The organism is Fodinicola feengrottensis (genome assembly GCF_039530045.1).
GTDB classification, from domain to species: domain Bacteria; phylum Actinomycetota; class Actinomycetes; order Mycobacteriales; family HKI-0501; genus Fodinicola; species Fodinicola feengrottensis.
Genome location: NZ_BAAANY010000009.1, coordinates 481,448 through 500,295, shown reverse-complemented (window position 1 = coordinate 500,295; position 18,848 = coordinate 481,448). Strand labels below are relative to the sequence as shown.

20 protein-coding genes are annotated in these 18,848 nt (G+C 69.0%); 5 read left to right on the top strand and 15 right to left on the bottom strand.

The window, feature by feature from the left end; translation table 11 throughout:
• Positions 1-34: 34 nt before the first annotated feature.
• The 4 genes from mftF to ABD301_RS14885 form a co-directional block, all read right to left on the bottom strand.
• Positions 35-1,486, bottom strand: coding sequence for a mycofactocin biosynthesis glycosyltransferase MftF (gene mftF / locus ABD301_RS14900; RefSeq protein WP_344310756.1), 1,452 nt, complete (start codon positions 1,484-1,486; stop codon positions 35-37).
• Positions 1,483-2,268, bottom strand: a complete 786-nt coding sequence (locus ABD301_RS14895; protein WP_344310754.1) for a mycofactocin-coupled SDR family oxidoreductase — start codon at positions 2,266-2,268, stop codon at positions 1,483-1,485. The genes mftF and ABD301_RS14895 overlap by 4 nt, the downstream gene beginning before the upstream one ends.
• Positions 2,265-2,948: a mycofactocin biosynthesis peptidyl-dipeptidase MftE gene (gene mftE / locus ABD301_RS14890; RefSeq protein WP_344310752.1), complete on the bottom strand. Its 684-nt coding sequence runs from the start codon at positions 2,946-2,948 to the stop codon at positions 2,265-2,267. The genes ABD301_RS14895 and mftE overlap by 4 nt, the downstream gene beginning before the upstream one ends.
• A gap of 200 nt (positions 2,949-3,148) precedes the next feature.
• Entirely contained in the window at positions 3,149-4,045 is an 897-nt protein-coding gene (locus ABD301_RS14885) for a DMT family transporter (protein WP_344310750.1), read from the bottom strand.
• On the opposite strand from ABD301_RS14885, the gene ABD301_RS14880 reads away from it, so the two are divergent.
• The gene (locus tag ABD301_RS14880) at positions 4,044-5,435 is read left to right on the top strand and encodes an aminotransferase-like domain-containing protein (RefSeq protein WP_344310747.1); all 1,392 of its coding nucleotides are present in this window, start codon (positions 4,044-4,046) and stop codon (positions 5,433-5,435) included. The genes ABD301_RS14885 and ABD301_RS14880 overlap by 2 nt on opposite strands.
• Before the next feature lie 304 nt (positions 5,436-5,739).
• Here the strand turns inward: ABD301_RS14880 and ABD301_RS14875 are convergent, their stop codons facing one another.
• The 10 genes from ABD301_RS14875 to ABD301_RS14830 form a co-directional block, all read right to left on the bottom strand.
• The gene (locus tag ABD301_RS14875; RefSeq protein ID WP_344310745.1) at positions 5,740-6,375 is read right to left on the bottom strand and encodes a TetR/AcrR family transcriptional regulator; all 636 of its coding nucleotides are present in this window, start codon (positions 6,373-6,375) and stop codon (positions 5,740-5,742) included.
• On the bottom strand, positions 6,372-7,898 hold the full coding sequence (locus ABD301_RS14870; protein WP_344310743.1) for an FAD-dependent monooxygenase: 1,527 nt from the start codon (positions 7,896-7,898) through the stop codon (positions 6,372-6,374). The genes ABD301_RS14875 and ABD301_RS14870 overlap by 4 nt, the downstream gene beginning before the upstream one ends.
• 532 nt (positions 7,899-8,430) lie before the next feature.
• Positions 8,431-9,237 (bottom strand): mycofactocin-coupled SDR family oxidoreductase, encoded by an 807-nt coding sequence (locus ABD301_RS14865; protein ID WP_344310741.1) that lies wholly within the window; start codon positions 9,235-9,237, stop codon positions 8,431-8,433.
• A 30-nt stretch (positions 9,238-9,267) separates the two neighbouring features.
• Positions 9,268-10,512: a mycofactocin radical SAM maturase gene (mftC, locus tag ABD301_RS14860; RefSeq protein ID WP_344310739.1), complete on the bottom strand. Its 1,245-nt coding sequence runs from the start codon at positions 10,510-10,512 to the stop codon at positions 9,268-9,270.
• Positions 10,509-10,790: a mycofactocin biosynthesis chaperone MftB gene (gene mftB / locus ABD301_RS14855; RefSeq protein ID WP_344310737.1), complete on the bottom strand. Its 282-nt coding sequence runs from the start codon at positions 10,788-10,790 to the stop codon at positions 10,509-10,511. The genes mftC and mftB overlap by 4 nt, the downstream gene beginning before the upstream one ends.
• Positions 10,791-10,799: 9 nt before the next feature.
• Positions 10,800-10,925 (bottom strand): mycofactocin precursor MftA, encoded by a 126-nt coding sequence (gene mftA / locus ABD301_RS14850; protein WP_163567833.1) that lies wholly within the window; start codon positions 10,923-10,925, stop codon positions 10,800-10,802.
• Positions 10,926-11,017: 92 nt separating this feature from the next.
• Positions 11,018-11,665 carry a MadR family response regulator transcription factor gene (locus ABD301_RS14845; RefSeq protein ID WP_163567897.1) on the bottom strand — a complete coding sequence of 216 codons (648 nt, stop codon included), beginning with the start codon at positions 11,663-11,665 and terminating at the stop codon, positions 11,018-11,020.
• Positions 11,658-13,034 (bottom strand): sensor histidine kinase, encoded by a 1,377-nt coding sequence (locus ABD301_RS14840; protein ID WP_344310734.1) that lies wholly within the window; start codon positions 13,032-13,034, stop codon positions 11,658-11,660. The genes ABD301_RS14845 and ABD301_RS14840 overlap by 8 nt, the downstream gene beginning before the upstream one ends.
• 14 nt (positions 13,035-13,048) lie before the next feature.
• On the bottom strand, positions 13,049-14,227 hold the full coding sequence (locus ABD301_RS14835; RefSeq protein WP_425551948.1) for an iron-containing alcohol dehydrogenase: 1,179 nt from the start codon (positions 14,225-14,227) through the stop codon (positions 13,049-13,051).
• Positions 14,228-14,325: 98 nt separating this feature from the next.
• Positions 14,326-15,357 carry a P1 family peptidase gene (locus ABD301_RS14830; protein WP_344310730.1) on the bottom strand — a complete coding sequence of 344 codons (1,032 nt, stop codon included), beginning with the start codon at positions 15,355-15,357 and terminating at the stop codon, positions 14,326-14,328.
• 144 nt (positions 15,358-15,501) lie between these two features.
• Between ABD301_RS14830 and moaA the strand changes: the two genes are divergently transcribed.
• The 3 genes from moaA (at position 15,502) to ABD301_RS14815 (ending at position 17,579) form a co-directional block, all read left to right on the top strand.
• Positions 15,502-16,530, top strand: a complete 1,029-nt coding sequence (moaA, locus tag ABD301_RS14825; RefSeq protein ID WP_344310728.1) for a GTP 3',8-cyclase MoaA — start codon at positions 15,502-15,504, stop codon at positions 16,528-16,530.
• 27 nt (positions 16,531-16,557) lie between these two features.
• On the top strand, positions 16,558-16,833 hold the full coding sequence (locus ABD301_RS14820; RefSeq protein WP_425551947.1) for a MoaD/ThiS family protein: 276 nt from the start codon (positions 16,558-16,560) through the stop codon (positions 16,831-16,833).
• A gap of 113 nt (positions 16,834-16,946) precedes the next feature.
• Positions 16,947-17,579, top strand: coding sequence for an LppU/SCO3897 family protein (locus ABD301_RS14815; protein WP_163567836.1), 633 nt, complete (start codon positions 16,947-16,949; stop codon positions 17,577-17,579).
• Between the two features lies 1 nt (position 17,580).
• On the opposite strand, the gene ABD301_RS14810 is transcribed toward ABD301_RS14815, so the two are convergent.
• Positions 17,581-18,057: an OsmC family protein gene (locus tag ABD301_RS14810; RefSeq protein WP_163567837.1), complete on the bottom strand. Its 477-nt coding sequence runs from the start codon at positions 18,055-18,057 to the stop codon at positions 17,581-17,583.
• 233 nt (positions 18,058-18,290) lie between these two features.
• On the opposite strand from ABD301_RS14810, the gene ABD301_RS14805 reads away from it, so the two are divergent.
• The gene (locus ABD301_RS14805; protein ID WP_344310723.1) at positions 18,291-18,788 is read left to right on the top strand and encodes an LppU/SCO3897 family protein; all 498 of its coding nucleotides are present in this window, start codon (positions 18,291-18,293) and stop codon (positions 18,786-18,788) included.
• Positions 18,789-18,848 lie beyond the last annotated feature (60 nt).

The following is an 18,848-nucleotide window of genomic DNA, read 5'->3' as shown; positions in this document are numbered from 1 at the left end:
TACGACAATTTCGCGCACCATCGGCGTGTCGGGGTTAGCGGCGCGGCGGGCGGGTGACCTTGGTGAAGTCGGGGCGCAGCGGGGCGAAGGTGCGGTGCCGCGCGGCCCCTACCCACAGCCCGGTGCCATATGCGAGATCGTCCAGGCGCCGGGCCAGCACATATCGGACCGGGTCCAGCGGTGGGCGGTCCCGGATCCACGCGGCGACGCCCTCGCCGACCGCCACCGCCAGCGCGATCCGCCGGGCCCGGCGCGACACCAGGGCGGCGGCCAGCGTGACTGGCCACGCGTGCCGGGTGAGCAGCGAGGCCACCTGCCAGCCGCTGGCGAGGGTGCCACCGCGGACGAGGCTGTACGCGGTGGAGCCGGCGTCCTCCAGAGCCGGCACGTCCTCGCGCAGCCGGACGGCGAACTTGCTGGCGGCGACCGCGGTGACGCCGAGCGCGGCCACCATGGCCCGCCAGTCGCCAGTCAGGGCCAGCGCCCACGCGCCCGCTGACCAGCGGTCCATCACCAGCGGCGCGACCGCGGATCCGTGTCGCAGAGCCAAAGGCGCGGCCCCGGTGCCGTAGTAGGCACGCGTGCGCAGCCACTCGACCGGCTGGGTGCGGTGCTCGTGCGCGACCTGCGCGGCCGGCTCGTAGCGGACCCGCCAGCCGGACTCGACCAGCCGCCACACCAGGTCGACGTCCTCGGCGACCCGCATGGTCTCGTCGAAGCCGGCGCCGAAGGCATCGCGTCGTACCACCAGGGCAGCACTCGGGACGTACGGCACCCGACTGCGGGGAAACACCGACGCCTCGGCCGGGCCGCGATCCAGCGAACCAGCGACCCGCTCGTAGCGGTCCAACCACGACTCGCCGCCCATCGGCACGATGCGCGGCGCCGCCGCCGCGACCAACGGGTCGGCGAAATGCGCCAGCAGCGGCTCCAGCCAGCCGGCGAGCGGAGCGCAGTCAGAGTCCAGAAACGCGACCAGTCTGGTCTCCGCGCTCAGAAACCCGGCATTTCGGGCCGCGGACGGGCCCTTCGACGTCCGGTGCCGGACCAGCCGGGCGCCATGCGTACGAGCGATCCGGGCAATCGCCAGCTGGTCGCGTGACCCGTCGTCGACGACCACCAGCTCCGGAGCGGGAGTCACCGTCGCCCGTACCTGGGTCAGCAACCGATCCACCCCGGCCGGACGGTCCTTGACCGGTACGACGACAGTGATTCGCTCCGGCTCGGCCGGCGCCGGCCGCGGATGGGCCACCCCGGTGGCCAGCAACCGGTCCGCGAGCCGCGCCGAAAGGTCATCGCTGACAACAAAAGCCCCGTCGGCCAGGATGCCGGCGGCGGTCCGTGACAGGGTCAGGATCCGCAGTGGCATACCACCGATCAGCACCCGGCCGCCAGGCTGCACCCGCACTCCGGGGTCGAGCTGGATCGCGAAACCCTTCGGCAGCCGGACCGCCTCGGGTGCGGCGCCCACTCCCGGCCGGCTCATCCGATGAAGCCGCCATCGACGTGCAGGACACTCCCGGTGACCGCCGACGAGGCCGGCGAGCAGAGCCACGCCACCGCCGCCGCGACCTCGGCCGGTTCCAGAATCCGGTCGGTGAGCTGGTGCGCGGCGAACTCCTCGACCGAGCCGAGGTGATAGATCGCGGCGGTGGCGTCCAACATGTCCGTACGGGTGGACCCGGGCGCCACCGCGGACGCGAGCACTCCGGTGCCGCGCAGGTCGGCGGCCAGCCCGCGGATCAGGCCGACCACCGCGTGCTTGGCAGCGCAGTACGTGGCGAGGTGCCACAGCCCGCGCTCGCTGGCCGCCGACGCGATCGCGACGAACCGCCCGGACCGTGGCACCGGTCGCTCCAGCAGCGCCGGGATGGCGGCCCGCGCCAGGTTGTGAACGCCGCGTACGCCCACGTCGAAGAGCGCGTCGTAGGTCGCGTCGGGCAGCTCCCACATCGGTACGCCACCGGCGAGCACCGCGGCGCCGGCGACGGCCGCGTCCAGTCCACCAAACCTGGTCACGGCCTGGCTGACGACCGCGGCCAACGCCTGCGGATCGCGTACGTCCGCGACGACCGGCAACACGGCATCGCCGTACGGCTCGACGACCTCCTCGAGGTCATCGCGGCTCGCCATCGCATATGGCAGCGTCGGATTGTTGGCGCACACGTCGACGGCGACCACCGCCCAGCCGGACTTCGCGAGGTCATGCACCACCGCCGCACCGATCCCGCGGGCCGCGCCAGTCACCACCGCCACCCGGGTCGTCACGTCAACTTCCCCCGCTCGTCGGGCGTCCACCGGCGAACCGCCTCCACCAGTCGAACGACCAGATCATCCAGCAGTTCCCGGCCTTCGGGCGCGCTGGCGCCGGTCGGGTCGCCCAACACCCCGTTCGGGCTGAGCGCCCGCACGCCGTGGGCACGCAGCTGCGGCATCAGCTCAGCGATCGGCGTGGTGTTGCCCGGCGCAGCCCCGGACCGCACCGCTGCCGGGTCGATGTGCAGCAACAACGACGTTTCGGTGCGGCCAGCGTGTGCGTCGCCGGACGGCGTCACGCACGGCCACCAGGCGACATCGCGGCCCTCGTACCGCAGCAGCTGGACGGCTCCCACCAGCGCGCCGGCGTTGCCGCCATGGCCGTTGACCAGCACCAACCGGTCCGCCCAGCGGCACGCCGATCGGCCGTACTCGACCAGCAGCGCCCGCAAGGTGGCCGTACCGATCGAGATGGTGCCAGGGAAATCCTCGTGCTCGCCGCTCGCGCCGTAACCGACCGGCGGCGCGAGCAGGCCGTCGACCGACCCGGCGGCGGCATCCACGACCGCGGTGGCGACTCTCGTGTCGGTGTCCAACGGCAGGTGCGGGCCATGCTGTTCCAGCGAACCGACCGGCACCAACAGCAGGCCGGCCCGGTCGATTTCGTTCCACCGCAACGACTGCAACCTCATGAGTGATTTCCGTTGGTACGGACAAAAGACAGCGCTGCCATCCGGGACCCAGCTGGGTCGATGCCAGCCCACCAGACACCCTGTCGTACGACCGCCACCGCGACCCGATCCGTCACTCACGCCCCTCCGTCCAGTCAGACCTCCGACGCTATGGAGCCGGATCGTCACACGCAACCCACCTGGCGGTTGGGAAAGCGGTCTTACCGAGCTCGTTGGGTGAGGAAAACGCAGGCCAGGACGAGGAGGCCGATCACCAGGGCCAGCGGACCGACGGTCTCGTGCAGCAACAACACCGACCAACCGAGCGTCAGCACCGGTTGCAGCGCCTGCACCTGGCCGATTCGGGCGACTCCGCCGCGGGCGAGGCCGGCGTACCAGAAGAAGAAGCCGAGAAACATCGACGCCACAGTCACATAACCGAAGGCAAGCCAGCTGCCGGCCGTCGCTTGTTCGGTGCCACCACGCGAGAAGACAACCGTCGCCACCGGCACTGTGACCGGCAACGAGATGAGCAATGCCCAGCAAATCGTTTGCGCGCCACCAAGATCCCGGGCCAGCGCGCCGCCCTCGGCATATCCGAGTCCACATAGGACGACCGCGGCGAGCAGCCAGAGGTCCGGCAGCGCGAGGCCGCCGCCGAATCCGCCGGACACCCCGACAAACACCAGCACGGCAAGGAAACTCGCGCTGGCCGCCAGCCAGAACCGTACCGATGGGCGCTCCCCGCCGCGGACGACCGCGAAAACCGCCGTCGCGGCTGGCAACGCGGCGATCACGATGGCGCCGTGCGACGCGGTCTCCTGGGTGAGCGCGATCGAGGTGAGCAGCGGAAACCCGACCACCACCCCGATCGCGACGACGACCAGCCGGCCGAGTTGAGCGGCGCTGGGCCAGCGGGCACGGGTGGCGGTCAGGTAGCCGGCGGCTAGTACGCCCGCGCCGGCGGCCCGCCCAAAGGCCACGAACCACGGGTCCAGGCCGACGACTGCCAGCCGGGTGGCCGGCAGGGAGAAGCTGAACAGCACCACTCCGAGAGCGCCGAGGAACAGTCCAGCCGTTACTCGACTGGGAGCAGTAACGTTATCCTTCACCGTCATGGATAACGATAACGCTGAGGCCGCCGTTATCCGCGCGATGCGCGTCACACTCGCCGCGGCGCAGCCTGGCGAGCGGTTGCCGTCCGTACGCTCCCTCATGGCGCGGTTGCGGGTCTCGCCAGTCACCGTCCAACACGCGATGCGACGGTTGGCCGCCGAGGGCGCCATCGAGGTCCGCCCTGGTCAGGGCACATTCGCCGCCCCAGCGGCGACCGTACCGGAAAGCCCGGACCTGCGGTGGCAGTCGGTCGCTCTCGGCCCGCGCGCGGACGGCGACGAAGCCCTGCCCGACCTGCTCGCCGTGCCGCCACTGGACACCATCGCGCTGTCCGGCGGCTATCTGGACCCGGCGCTGCAACCGATCGCGGCGCTCGGAGCCGCGCTGGGCCGGGCGGCCCGGCGACCCGCTTCCTGGGCGCGCGGGCGGTCGGACGTGCCGGACGACCTGCGCGGCTGGTTCGCCCGGCAGGCCGGCGGCGCCTTCCAACCCGGCGACGTCGTCGTCTGCCCGGGCGGCCAAGCAGCGCTGTCGACCGCCTTCCGGGCACTCGCGAGGCCCGGAGACACCGTGCTGGTGGAATCGCCGACGTATTTGGGCGCGATCGCGGTCGCCCGCAGCGCCGGCATGCGAGTGGTCCCGGTTCCAGCGGACGCCGACGGCGTACGGCCGGACCTGCTCGCCGACGCCTTCGAGCGGACCGGATCACGGCTGTTCTACTGCCAGCCGCTGTACGCCAACCCGCACGGCGGCGTTTTGTCAGTGCGGCGCCGCGGCCTGGTACTGGACATCGTCGCCGCGGCCGGCGCCTTCCTGCTGGAGGACGACTGGGCTCGTGACCTGGCCATCGACGGCACCCCGGCACTGCCGTTGGCCAGCGAGGACGTGCACGGACACGTCGTCTACCTGCGGTCGCTGACCAAGTCGGCCGCCCCGGGCCTACGAATCGCCGGCATCGCCGCCCGCGGCGCGGCCGGTGCCCGGCTGCGGACCGCTTGCGTACGCGACGACCTCTTCGTTTCCGGTCCTTTGCTGGAGGCTTCGATGGATTTCCTGTCGTCGCCGGCCTTCCAGCGGCACCTCCGCGCACTGCGCCCGGCCCTGGCCGCCCGCCGAGAGGCGATGGTCGCCGGCCTGCGGGCGCACCTGCCGTCCTTGACACCCGCCGTCGTACCCGCCGGTGGCCTGCACTTATGGACCCGACTTCCGGACAACCTCGACGACCGGTCGGTGGTCGCCGCGGCCGCCCGCCAAGGCGTCGCCGTGCACGCCGGCCGGCCCTGGTACGTGGACGACCCGCCTGCCCCACACCTGCGACTGACCTTCGGCTCAGCCGCACCGGCGGTCGTGTCCGAAGGCGTCCGCAGACTCGCCGTCGCCATCCACGGCTGAGGGGTTCCCGTAGGCCTGCCGAGTGGCACTGAATCGGCCAACTCTTCATAGGGTGCGGCGCGAAACTGTCGTACCCCTCCGGCAAATTTGCCCCCACCCAGTGACGGGTGGGGGGCGGGTTCGAGGACCAACGTTCAAATAAAAATCAAGGTCCACCTCTCAACCCACCCCCCGCCCGTTCAAAGGGAGGGGGAAAGAAAAACAGACACCTACGACAATTTCGCGCCGCACCTGCCGTTTCTCCGGTGATTTGGTGCCGAATAGGGCCTCTGCTGACCGAACTGTCACGGTCGCCTGAACGGCGTCACTCCGCTTGCGGATCCCGCCGCCTCGGAACGGTGGCCGTCGGGTCGGCCCGATAGCCGAGTTGGTGCAGCACCGCGCGCAGGTAGTCGCGCATCTGGTCCACGGTCACCTCGACCGGATTCACCATCAGCCGGTAGAAAAGCGTGCCGGCGACAGTGTCCTGGAAGAGCTCCGGATCGGTGTCGGCTGGCAGCCGGCCGGCGTCTCGCTCGCGTTCCACCACGACGGCGAAAATCGCGCGGCGCGGCTCGATATAGGCCTCCCAGTACGTTCCGAACAGCCGTGGATTGTCCGGCAGGGTGCCCAGCAGCCGGGCGAGCAGGTTTCGCGCGCCCGGCTGGGCCATCGCCAGTGCCCAGGCCTCGACCAGCTCCTCGACGGACAGGCTGGCGAGCTCGGCGAGTCGCGGCGCCGCGATCGTACGGGCCGTTTCCACCGCTTTGATGAGCAACTCTTCCTTGTTCGCGAAGCGCCGGTAGACGGTCAGCCGCGCGACCCCGGCCCGCTTCGCGACCTGCTCGATGCTGGCGCCGTCGGCACCCCGCTCGATCAGCAGCTCCAGCGCCGCCTGCAGGATCGCCGTGTCGTTGTCCGGGTCGCGCGGCCGACCGCCGGCACGTTTGGCTTCGCTCATCGCGCTTGCACCACCTCGGTCAACCACCCCTTCAGGGCCGCCTCGTCCGGCTCGCCGCGCCAACCAACGTGAGCATCCGGCCGTACCAGGATCGCATCGGTGAGCCCCTCGGCCGCCGGCCATACGGGCACGACGTCCGGTCCGAGCAGTTCGCGGGCCACCGGCAGCAGTCGGTCCGCGGCGGCTTTGTCGCTGGTCAAAAGTGCCCACGCGCCACCCATCACGCCCTGGTGCAGGGTCGTACGGCGGCCGTCCTCGCCCACGCAGGCGATGTCCGGCACTCGGTCTCCGGCGATCGGGCTGCGGCCCGGGCCGGGTTTGCCGGCGAAACGGCCGACACGCCCAGCCCCGAGCGGACCGCCGCGGTAGGAAACGGTCAGACCGGAGGCTGCCCGCCACAGGGCGGTTCGTACCAGCGGCACGAAGAGCAGCGGGGCCGCCACGGTCCGCAGAGCCCGGGTCCATCGGGTGTTCGCGGCGAGCACCCGAGTGCCTGACGTGGTGAATCGCAGCACGCCCTCGGCCACCGGCCGACGTTCCAGCTCGTACGTGTCGAGCAGCCCGTCGGCGGCCCGTCCGGAGATCACCTGCGCGAGCTTCCAGGCCAGGTTCTCGGCGTCGCCCATGCCGGTGTTCATGCCCTGACCGCCGGTCGGGCTGTGCAGGTGAGCGGCGTCGCCAGCCAGGAACACCCGGCCGAACCGGTAATGGTCGACCAGCCGCTCCTGGATCCGGAAGATCGAGGTCCACACAATTGACTTCACCGAGTCTTCCGGGACGCCGATCAGCGGACACACCAGATCCCGCAACACTTCCCGCGCGGTGGCCTCGGCGTCCTCGCGGTCTTCGTCCAGCCGTACGAACAGCCGCCAGATGTCGCCCGGCAGCGGCATCCCCACGAACTCCTGGTGACCTCGGCTGACCATCACCGAGCCGGTCCGCGTCATCGGCCAGTCCGCCCGTACGTCCGCGAGCAGCACCTTCTCCAACACCGGGTTCCCGGGGAACCCCACTCCGGTCAGCTTCCGGACGATCGAGTGCCCGCCGTCGCAGCCGGCCAGCCAGTCCGCCCGTACGCTCTCCTGCCCGCCGCCGCTCTCCACCGCGGCGGTCACGCTGGCGGCATTCGGCTCGAAGCTGAGCAGTCGGTGACCCCACTCGACCTTCACCCCGTGTTCGGCCAGCCGCTCCCGCAGCTCCTGCTCGATGAACGTCTGCGGAGTAAGCATGGTGGGCCGCTGCCCTTTTTTTCCGGGTGCCCAGATCGGAATCTCCAGCGGCCGGTTGTCACCCGCATAGAGGGTCGTCCCGCGCGCTGGAATCGCCCGTTCCGGCAGGTCACGCAGGGCGTCAAGGCGGGCCAGTACCTCGGCGCCGCGCGGCTGCAGGCTAAGCGCCCGGGAGCTGGTGGCCGGGGCCGCCGCCGCGTCGATGACCCGCACGCCAATGCCGCGCTGAGCCAGCCCGCAAGCCAACGTGAGGCCAGTCGGTCCAGCACCCACAACCAGAACCGTGGTGTCCATGATCCACCTCCAGGGCAGTTAGTAAACAGTGCTGTACTGTTTATAAACCTGCCCGGGTCGCGCCGCAACGTGAACAGGGTCACCTGGTCGACACCAACCTCGCGGCCCCTGGGCGCCAAACTGTGCCACTCGACGAACGCCGCACTTTCCGCGCCACTGGACAGCCACCAGGCTCATCGAGTGCAGCACAATGTCCCGCACTCGACATCGAGTGCGGGGTTTTGTGCGGCACTCGACGACCAAAACCACGCCAGACCCAGGTGCGGCGCGAAACTGTCGTACCCCTCCGGCAGATTTGCCCCCACCCAGTGACGGGTGGGGGGCGGGTTCGAGGACCAATGTTCAACCAAAAATTAAGGTCCACCTCTCAACCCACCCCCCGCCCGTTCAAAGGGAGGGGGAAAGAAAAACAGACACCTACGACAATTTCGCGCCGCACCCCTGCCCAGATTCCGCGAACTCGACGTTTTGTTGAATCCGCCGGCGGGTCGGCAGCGAAACGTCGAGTTTCGCGGAGAGGTAAGCGGGCTGGTCAGCGGATGGTGTTGCCGGCGTCGACTTTCAGTTCGGTGCCGGTGACGTAGCGGGCGTCGTCGGAGGCGAGGTAAGCCACCGCGGCGGACACGTCAGAAGTCTCGACCACCTCGACGTCGAGGGTGTTCGAGAAGATCGGACCGAGCGCGGGGTGCCGGTCGATCATCGGCTGCAGGTTGGCGAAGGCGGCCGACATGCCGGTCTGAACTCCGGCGGGGTGGATGGTGTTCACCCGGATCCGGTGCTCGGCCCACTCGTTGGCGAGGCAGCGCGCCAACCCGACGATGCCGGTTTTCGCGGCCACGTACGGCGCGAGGAACGGCTGGCCCTTCAGCCCGGCGGTGGAGCTGATGATGATCATTGAGCCACCGCCGGCCGCGATCAGGTGCGGTGCGGCCGCCACACAGGTGTTCCACACGCCGGTCAGGTTGATGTCGATAACGTCCCGCCACACCTCGGGCGTGATGGTGTCCCATTCCCACACCCCGGCGACGCCGGCGTTGGCCACCGCGATGTCCAGGCGTCCGAGCATCCCGACCGCGTCCGCGACGGCGTCCGCGAGCGCTTTTGCGTCCCGTACGTCCACAACTGCCGGCACCACCCGCCGACCCAGTTCCTCGACGGCCGCTACCGTCTCGTCCAAATCCTCCTTGCCAGCCATGGCATATCCCAGGCTCGGCACCGACCCGCAGAAGTCGACCGCGACGATGTCCGCGCCCTGCGAGGCGAGTTTCAGCGCGTGGCTGCGACCCTGCCCGCGAGCCGCTCCGGTGATGAGCGCGACTTTCCCGTCCAGCTCTGCCATGTCCGCGTCCCTTCGATCTTTTTCCCCGTTTTACGCGGATCCGGACTCAGGAAGCCGTCGATTGCCCGATGAGGCGGTCAGGTTGGCCTCAAAACCCGCGAGCGGGCTTTCGTCACACCAGGAATCCGGTGGGCGACGGCCGATCGTCACCGGCACCGGCTGGCCGCGGACCGGTCCGCGGTGTGAGTGGTCCGCACCGGACGGTGGCTTACTGTCCACTGTGGACAGTGCGGTTTCGCCGTATCCCTGCACACATTCGGGATCAGGTCCGTCCAACGGCAGGCCGGTGAAGAACTTCGCCGCCATGCAACCGCCGCGGCACGAGTCGTAGTGTTGGCATTTCGTGCAGGCACCACCGGTCTGCGGCTGCCGCAGCTCGGTGAACAGCTCCGATTCTCGCCAGACCGTGGGAAAACCTCCGGCGGATCGGACGTTGCCGGCCAGGAATGCCTCATGAATAGCGAAAGGACAGGCGTAGACATCGCCGATCGGGTCGATCAGGCAGACCACCCGACCGGCACCGCAGAGGTTCAATCCGGGCAGTGGTTCGCCGAAGGCGGAGAGGTGGAAGAACGAGTCCCCGGTGAGTACGCCTTCACCGTTTGCCAGCAACCAGTCATAAAGTTCACGCTGCTGTACGGCCGTGGGATGCAGCTGGTCCCATACGTCGGCGCCGCGGCCGGACGGCCGCAGCCGGGTGATCCGCAGCTGGGCACCGTACGCGTCAGCGAGCGCCTTGAATGCGTCCAGCTGCGGCACGTTTTCCCGGGTCATCACCACCGAGATCTTGAAATTCCGCATGCCGGCGTCGGCGAGATTCCGCATTGCCCGCAAGGCCATCTCGTACGAGCCGGTGCCACGGACCGCGTCATTCACCTCGGCGGTCGCGCCATCCAACGAAATCTGTACGTCGACATAGTCGTTGGCAGCCAGCCGCTGGGCGACCTCCGGCGAGATTTTCACGCCGTTGGTGGAAAACTTCACTCCCACATGGCGTTCGACCGCGTAGTCGAGCAGCTCGAAGAAATCCGCTCGTACGGTCGGTTCACCGCCGCCGATGTTGACGTAGAAGACCTGCATCCGCTCCAGGTCATCGATGATCGCCTTGCATTGCGCCGTGCTCAGCTCCCGCGGATCCCGCCGGCCGGACGCGGAAAGGCAGTGCACACACGCGAGATTGCACGCGTACGTGAGTTCCCACGTCAGGCAGATCGGGGCGTCCAACCCGCGCTCGAAAAGCTCCACCAGCCGGGTCGGCTGGGCCACTGCGGTCATGCCGCCTCCCGCGGGCAAATCATGTTCGTCCGGGCCAGTGCGGCCAGCGCTTTCTGGTACGTGGGCAGCGAAGTCTCGCCGATCCCGGCCGCGACGCAAGCCGACCGCGCGGTCGGATGGTCGGCCAGCGATCGTAGGATCGTGACCACGATCTGGTTCTTCAGGAACGACAGCTTGCGGTTGCCGAAGTGGTAGAGCATCGCCCCGAACGGCTCCGGCCGCAGCGCCACCTGACGGTGCAGCGACCACGCCTGGTCGAGGTCGAACCCGGTCTCCACGGCCGATCTCTAGTAGACGCCGCACATGCCGTCGATGGAGATCTCCTCGACCAGCACTTCCTCGACCTCCACTTCGGCCGCCGGGGCGGCCGGAGCCACCTCGGTCTCCACAGACGCCTCGCTGGTCACCGGCATGAGCCCTCCCGAAGTCGGCGGATCTTGCCTTGACGCTAAACACTGCGGCCGGCGCGGCACAAGACCTCGGAGGTGGGAGTGACAGCGAGTAGTTAGATGAGGCCCAGTTTGCTGGCCGCGTAGACGGCTTCGGCGCGCCGCGACACGCCGAGTTTGCGCATCACGTTGGAGACGTGGAATTTCACCGTCGTCTCGGAAATGAAGAGCTTCTTGCCAATGTCCACATTGGACATGCCATGCGCGAGCAGGCGGAGCACCTCCAGCTCCCGGTCGGTCAGGCTCCGGCCACGCTCCTCGTTTCCGCCTGAATGCAGGGATTTCACCACCACGGCGGCCGCGTGCGCGTCGAAGGCGCTCTCGCCGCGATGGACGGCGCGTACCGAGCTGACCAGCTCGGTCGGGTCCACGTCCTTGACGACGTAGCCCTTCGCACCAGCCTGAATGGAGGCCACCACGAGACGCTCGTCGATGAAGGTCGTCAGGACGAGTACGCCGATGGTCGGATGAGCGGCCACGATGTGCCGGCACAGGGACAGACCCTCAGAGTCACTGCCAGTGGACAGTTTCAGGTCGAGCAGCACGATGTCCGGCTCGGTCTTGTTGATCAGCGCCAACGCTTCCGGCGCGCTGGCCGCCTCGGCCACGATGGACAGCCCGGGCTCCCGTTCCAGCATCGACCGCAGGCCCTGCCGGACGATCGCGTGGTCGTCGACCAGCGCGATCCGGATCTGCTCAGTCATCGCCGTCTCCCTCGATTGGTACGGGCACCTCGACCTGCACGCGTACGCCTCCCATCCTGGCCCGGGTGAACCGCAGTACGCCGCCAAGTTCGCCGACTCTGGCGGCGATGTTCGCGAGGCCGCGGTGATAGCCGTCGGAGCTGCCGGTGGCCTGCTGGCGGACCACCCGGCGGAGCACCTCGGGGGAGCCGTTGCCGTCGTCGGACACCGACAGCTGAACTCCCTGCGGCTGATAGACCAACCGTACGACCGCATGGGCGGCGCCGGAATGGACGACGGTGTTGAAGACGCACTCGCTGGCGATCCGAAAGAGCGACCGCTCAGCCGCGGCGGGCAGCACCAGCGGCCGGCCCTCCACCTTCACCGCCACGTCCACGTCGGCGCCGCTGTGCAGCACTTCCAGCCGGGTGAGCAGGCCAGCCAGGTCTCGTTCGGAGTCCTCCTCGCCGGCCGACAGCGTCGCGATCGCCGACCGCAGCTGCTCCACCGCGGTCTGGCTGAGCTGCTTGGCCCGGTCCAGCTGGGCTCGTACGGGCGAATCGGCCGGCACCTCGGAACGGCACCACTCGACCGCCATGCCGGCGGAGAGTACGTGCTGGGCCACCCGGTCGTGCAGTTCGCGGGCCAGCCAACGGCGCTCCTCGTCGACCGCCCGTTGCTGGTTCGCCGCGAGCAGCCGGTCCTGCGCCTCCCGCAGCTCGCGGTTGCCGCGGGCCAGCTCAGCGGTCTGCCGGGCGGCCTCCCGGTAGAGCCGTTCGGTACGCCTGCGCAACGCTTCACTGTGCGAGAGCAGGTCCGCCGCACGCAGCGACACGACGGTCTGGTTCGCCAGCACGGACAGCACCGCGAGGTCCGTGCGGTCCACCAGCTCCCGGCCGCCGTTGCTCGGGAAGGTCCAGGCGGCCAGCACGCCCTGCACATGGTCCTCAAGCACCATCGGCACCAGCACGGTGATCTGGTCGCCGTCCTCCACCACCGGACGCAGCTCGTCACCATGCCGCAGCAGCTGCCAGACCCGGTCCCGCTGGGCCGCCGGCAGCCGGCCGCGGTCCACGAAAAGCTCGCCAGCCGGGTCCCGGCCGAGGAACCGCGGCGCCGCCTCGGGCAACGCGCGGTCCGCGAGCGCGAGCACCACCCAGGTCGCCGACAGGTGCTCCGCGGTCGCGCTGACCACCGCCCGGCAGAGGTCCTCGGTGCCACGGCCGGTCGCCACCAAGGCGCTGGAGATGGTTTCCATGGACGCCAGCGAACGGTTCAGGTGCTCGGCCGCGGAACGGTATTCGGCGTAGAAACTCGGCTTCGACGACCGGATGCCGGTCAGGTCGGCGATACCGACGGGCGGTGGTTCGGGTAACGGTCCTGACGGCACGACGCGGACCCCTGTCACAGTGCCGCGGCGAAGAGCGCCGTCACATCGCCGGCCGACGCCTCCCGCGGGTTCGTGGACAGGCATACGTCCTTGAGGGTGCCGCTGACAAGCCCCGGAAAATCCGCTTCGGTGACGCCCAACTCGGCGAGTCCGCGCGGCACGCCGAGGCGATCGGCCATCGCCCGTACGTGATCAGCCACCCGGTAAGCGACCTCCGCGGTGTCCATCCCGGTCACGTCCAGCCCCAATGCCTGCGCCACCTCCCGATAGCGGCCGCAAGTCGCGTTGAAACGGATGACGTGCGGCAGCAGGATGCCGTTGAGCGTGCCGTGCGGCAGGTCCAGCGCACCGCCGACCTGGTGGGCCATCGCGTGGGCGGCGCCCAGGATCGCGTTGGTGAAGGCCAGCCCCGCGCTCAGGCTCGCCTGCGCCATGGCCGTACGGGCGTCCGCGTCCGACCTGGAGTCGACCAGCCGCTCAAGGTGCTGGCTGACCAGCCGTACCGCCTGCAGCGCGTGCAGGTCCGTCAGGCCGCTGGCGGCCTTCGACACGTAGGCCTCGATGCCGTGTGTGAGCGCGTCCAGGCCGGTGGTGGCGGCCAGCTCCGGGGCCATCGTGGTGAGCAGCCGCGGGTCGGTGAGCGAGATGTCCGGCACCAGCGACCGGCCGACCAGGATCTCCTTGCGACGGGCGGTGGTGTCGGTGATGACGCAGAACTGCGACACGTCCGCGCCCGTACCAGCCGTAGACGGGATCATCAGCAACGGCGGGATCGGCCGGTCGATCTGGTCGACCCCGGCGTAGTCCAGGATCTGGCCACCATTCGCGGACAACACCGCGATGGCCTTCGCCGCGTCGATCACCGAGCCGCCGCCAATGCCGACGATGACATCGCAGCCGGACGCGCTATAGGCCTCATGACCAGCGGCGATCTCGTGGTCCTTGGGGTTCGGGGTGACGCCTGACCAGCAGCTGTACGGCAGCCCCGCGGCGCCCAGCTGGGCGGCCAGCGCGGCCGGCCAGCCGGCTTCGATCAGCCCGGGATCGGTCACCACGAACACCCGCCGGGCGCCGAGCCGGCGAGCCGCGTACCCGGCCTCGGACAGCGCGCCCTCACCGAACACCAGCTCGGGCACCAGGAACTTCCAGAAACCAGTGTCCGGCGGCGCGCTCGTACGATCCGGCAACCAGATGGTCACGGTGTCCCCTCGGGATGTCACCCGTGCGGCCTTGGGAGGCAAGGCTTTGCCGTGATGGTAGCCGGAACGGGAACCGCGAGCTGACTGACCGGTCAGCAAACCGCCGACGGGAAGGCGTCGGCGTAAGAACGAAGGTCCACAGCAGGCGTTTTGACCGAAGTGGCGGCGAGCACCGCGTGTACGACCGCGCGGGTAACGCAATCGCCAGCCGCCTCCATCAGCTCGTACATCCGCTCCGGATCGGGCGCCGGGAGGGCGGTGGTCGAGAGAGTGAAGAGCGTGTCGCCGTCAACCATCGTGTGCACCGGCCGAAGGGCCCTGGCCAGGCCGTCGTGCCCGATGCCAGCGATCTTCGCGCAGTGGGCTTTGGTCAGAGTCAGATCCGTGCCGATCACGCCGATCGTGGTCGCGAGCGGAGCCTTCCGGCTGCCGCCGTGCGCGCCCAGCTCAGCCCTCGTACGGGCCGCCGCGAGGTCGTTCTCGTCCGGCTTACGCAGGGCGAACTCGCCGTCCAGACCGAAACGGGCGCCGTAGAGCTCGCCGGTCCGGGCGTCCACCGCCGAGCCGACCGCGTTCACCACCACCATCGCCGCCACCGTCGCACCTGACGACAGTCGAGCGCTGGCCGATCCGACGCCGCCCTTCAACGCGCCGACAACCGCGCCCGTACCAGCGCCGACGCACCCCATCGGGACCGCGTCCGCGCTGACGTTCTGGTACGCGGCGAGGCCGAAGTCCGGGCCGGGCCGCTGGCGGGCATCGCCGCCGCGGCCGAGGTCGAAGATCACCGCCGCCGGCACGATCGGCACCACGCCGACGCCGACCGGGAAGCCGATGCCGGCGTCACCGAGCGCGTCGGCCACCCCACAGGCGGACGCGAGGCCGTACGCGCTGCCGCCAGTGAGGACGACGGCGTGGGCGCGTTCCACGACGTTGCGCGGATCCAACGCGTCCGTGTCGCGGGTGCCGGGGGCGCCGCCTCGTACGTCCACACCGGCCACCGCGCCCTCGGGCGGCGCCAGCACGACGGTCGTACCAGTCAGCCAGCCGTCGCCGGTCCGTTCGTGGTGGCCGACCCGTAGGCCCGCGACATCGGTGAGGGAATTCGTCGGCCCGACTCTCATCGGTTCAGCGTAATAGCCTTGCCGACGCTGTTAGATTCGCCACGAAAACCGCACCTGCGGCCGGTATTTCCTGGCCCTGCCGCAGGTGAGGAAGCATTTTCCGGTCATCTGTCGCCGTCCGGACATCGGCTCTAGTCTCGGGGAATGACGGCCGTGGAAAACCCTGCCAGCACCATTCCGGGCACCGGCCTCGTCGATAAATTTGGGCGCATTGCTACCGATTTGCGTATTTCGCTGACGGATCGCTGCAATCTTCGCTGCGCTTATTGCATGCCGGCCGAAGGGCTGGATTGGCTGCCCAAACCGGAATTGCTCACGGACGAGGAAATCGTCCGGCTGGCCCGCATCGGGGTCACCATGCTGGGGATCCGGGAAATCCGGTTCACCGGTGGCGAGCCGTTGTTGCGTCGCGGTTTGGTGAGCATTCTCGATCAGGTCACCTCGTTGGAACCACGGCCCAGGACGATGTTGACCACTAACGCGATTGGGCTGGCCCGGCTGGCCCAGCCGCTCGCGGACGCCGGCCTGAACCGGATCAACGTCTCTCTTGACACCTTGCGAGCGGACCGGTTCTCCCAGATCACCCGCCGGCACCGGCTCGACGACGTGTTGGCCGGCGTACACGCGGCGAACGCGGCCGGGCTGCGGCCAGTCAAGATCAACACCGTCCTGCTGCGCGACCTCAACGACGATGAGGCTCCTGAGCTGCTGGCGTTCGCCGTCGAGCACGGCCTGGAGCTGCGATTCATCGAGCAGATGCCGCTGGACGCCCAACACGCGTGGCGGCGCGAGGAAATGGTCACCAGCCAGGAGATCCTGGATCGACTGTCGACCCGCTTCACCCTCACGCCGGACCCGAGCGAGCGCGGCGGGTCGCCGGCGGAGACGTGGTTGGTGGACGGCGGGCCGGTCAAGGTTGGCGTGATCGCGTCGGTGACCCGGCCGTTCTGCGGTGCCTGCGACCGAACCCGGCTGACCGCCGACGGGCAGATCCGCAACTGCCTGTTCGCGCGGTCCGAGAACGATCTGCGGACGCCGCTAAGATCGGGGGCAAGCGATGCCGAGCTGGCCGACCGCTGGCGCGCGGCAATGTGGGGGAAACTGCCCGGCCACGGGATCAACGACCCGAGTTTCCTGCAGCCGGACCGCCCAATGTCGGCGATCGGTGGATAGCTCGTCACTTTCAGTAGTCAGATTGTTCTGGGGAGTACGTCAGTGGAAGTAACGTCGGTCACGGTTCGGTATTTCGCCGCCGCCCGCGCCGCCGCCGGCACCGAAGCCGAGCTGGTCGAGACCGCGCCGCACAGCACCGTCGCCCAGTTGGTCCGCCAACTTGCCGACCAGCACGGCGAAAAGCTCGCCGACGTGCTGGAACGCTGCTCATATCTGGTGGACGGGATCGCCGCCTCCGACCGGGCCGTACGACTGCCCGGTGGCGGCACCGTCGACATCCTGCCGCCTTTCGCGGGCGGCTGATCAACCCTCTTACACCGCTGACCGCACCCCCCGGCATAGCCGTCGGAATGCACAATGGGTCACGATCCACTGAGTGCATTGACCGATAAAGCGTGATCCGCGGAGGTTCAACGATGAGCCAGTACGGCGGGCCAGCCAGTGGCCCACCAGATGCCAATAGCAATCCCAATCCGTACGCGTTGCCGGCCAGCGGCCCGCCAGGGGGAAACCCGTACGGCCCACCGCCCGGCTACCCGTACGGCGGAGGGCTCTTCCCACCGCCGGAACCGCCGAAGAAGAAGATGTCCGGTGGCGCGATCACCGGGATCGTGATTGGCGCCGTGGTGTTGCTCCTGCTGGTCGCCGGTGGTGTGGTCGGTGGCATCTACTACTTCAACAACCAGGGCAAGACGAGTGCGACAGCGGCCGGCCCGCCCTCGGCGAAGGCTTCCGGGTCCGCCCAGCCCACTGCCGAGCCCAGTGCCGGATCGTCGCCGTCGGGCGCGGTGCCCGGCGGCGGCACGCCGGCCAGCCAGAACATTCAGGTCGGCCAGTGCGTACGCCAGGCCCGGAGCATCGACGGGCGGCCGTCCGCGCTGCCGGCCGACTGCACCCAGCCGCAGACCTTGCTGGTGGTGGCCCGGTTCGACGCGACCACCAACAGCAATGTGTGCCGGAGCAGCGGGAAGAAATTCAACCTCGCCTTCACCCACTCCGATCGCGTACGGGCCAACAGCTACGTGCTCTGCCTGAAGAACCAGTCGTAAATCAGCGGCATTCCAGGGTGACAGTCGCCTGGTGCCGGACCGGGAAGTTCACCGAGTTGGCGATGAAACACAGCCGATGGGCGGCGTCGTGCAGCTCGGTGGCCTTGCCCAGCATGCTCTCCTGGGTCACCATGACCCGTGGCCGCAGGAGAACTTCGGTGAAGGCCGCGCTGCCCTTGCCGTCCATTCGCATGATGCCGCTGGCACTGTCCTCGTACGAGCTGACCACCACCGCGGCCCGTGAGCATTCGGCCAGATAGCTGAGCATGTGACATTCCGAGAGCGCGGCCACCAGCAGCTGCTCGGGATTCCACCGGTCACGATCGCCACGAAAGACCGGGTCAGCGGAGCCTTCGATGGGCAGCGGCGCGGACGCCCAGACCTCGTTCTCCCGGCCATAGCGCCGATAGCCGGTGGTTCCCTCGCCACGGTTGCCGGTCCAGATCAGCTCGATCGCATAGCCATGTTCTCTCGCCACCTGAGCACTCCGATCTGAAGTTGTCGGCAGAGCACCTCCCGATCCTCGCGTGGCCAGCCGGAAACCTCAACGCCAACAGCGTCGGCGATACCGCCATCTAAGGTCTTCTAGGGAATACCCAATACTTCCCTAGACGTCCCACGACACCTTGGTTCGCCACCGGATTCCACCGGCGGTATCGTGCAGCAGTGCTGTGACCAGCACAAATGTGACAAAAGTCAAGGGGGTTTCAGATGGGCTTTGGGGAACCGTACGGCGGACCGCCGCAGCCACCGCCGCGGCGCGGGATGGGCGGGGGCGCCATCGCCGGCATCATCATCGGCGGCATCCTGCTGCTGCTCTGCGGCGGCGGAGTCGGCGCCGGCATCACGTATTTCGCGACCGGATCGAACAACCGCTCCACCAGCGGCGGGAGCGGCGGCAACACGTCCCGGCAGATGCCCAGCGGCAGGCCGACCGGCTCGGCCGCCAACTCGTCCGTCCCGGTCAGCATCCGCGACCTCAAGGTCGGGCAGTGCATGAAGTTCGGTTCGGACGTGGAAAGCCAGCCCGAATACCAGGAAGGCGCGCCGGTGCAGTGCAGCGAGCCGAACTCCTGGCGGGTCATCCAGCGCCTCGACGGCACTACGGACTCGACGCCATGCAAATCCGCCAATGGCTTCGGCAGCTACGCCAGCTCCGACGACGTACCAGTCAAGTACGTCCTGTGTGTGGAGGCCAACGACCACTGATCGGCGCGACACGCCGATAGTGGCCTCTAGCGATTTCTAGGGAATCCCCTAGAGGGGCCG

Excerpts from the sequence above, each read along its gene's own strand:
- moaA (WP_344310728.1), top strand. The coding sequence starts at position 15,502 with ATGACGGCCGTGGAAAACCCTGCCAGCACCATTCCGGGCACCGGCCTC.
- mftC (WP_344310739.1), bottom strand. The coding sequence starts at position 10,512 with ATGACCGCAGTGGCCCAGCCGACCCGGCTGGTGGAGCTTTTCGAGCGC.
- ABD301_RS14845 (WP_163567897.1), bottom strand. The coding sequence starts at position 11,665 with ATGACTGAGCAGATCCGGATCGCGCTGGTCGACGACCACGCGATCGTC.
- ABD301_RS14815 (WP_163567836.1), top strand. The coding sequence starts at position 16,947 with ATGAGCCAGTACGGCGGGCCAGCCAGTGGCCCACCAGATGCCAATAGC.
- ABD301_RS14830 (WP_344310730.1), bottom strand. The coding sequence starts at position 15,357 with ATGAGAGTCGGGCCGACGAATTCCCTCACCGATGTCGCGGGCCTACGG.
- mftF (WP_344310756.1), bottom strand. The coding sequence starts at position 1,486 with ATGAGCCGGCCGGGAGTGGGCGCCGCACCCGAGGCGGTCCGGCTGCCG.
- mftA (WP_163567833.1), bottom strand. The coding sequence starts at position 10,925 with ATGCCGGTGACCAGCGAGGCGTCTGTGGAGACCGAGGTGGCTCCGGCC.
- mftE (WP_344310752.1), bottom strand. The coding sequence starts at position 2,948 with ATGAGGTTGCAGTCGTTGCGGTGGAACGAAATCGACCGGGCCGGCCTG.
- ABD301_RS14805 (WP_344310723.1), top strand. The coding sequence starts at position 18,291 with ATGGGCTTTGGGGAACCGTACGGCGGACCGCCGCAGCCACCGCCGCGG.
- ABD301_RS14880 (WP_344310747.1), top strand. The coding sequence starts at position 4,044 with ATGGATAACGATAACGCTGAGGCCGCCGTTATCCGCGCGATGCGCGTC.
- ABD301_RS14885 (WP_344310750.1), bottom strand. The coding sequence starts at position 4,045 with ATGACGGTGAAGGATAACGTTACTGCTCCCAGTCGAGTAACGGCTGGA.
- ABD301_RS14865 (WP_344310741.1), bottom strand. The coding sequence starts at position 9,237 with ATGGCAGAGCTGGACGGGAAAGTCGCGCTCATCACCGGAGCGGCTCGC.
- ABD301_RS14875 (WP_344310745.1), bottom strand. The coding sequence starts at position 6,375 with ATGAGCGAAGCCAAACGTGCCGGCGGTCGGCCGCGCGACCCGGACAAC.
- ABD301_RS14870 (WP_344310743.1), bottom strand. The coding sequence starts at position 7,898 with ATGGACACCACGGTTCTGGTTGTGGGTGCTGGACCGACTGGCCTCACG.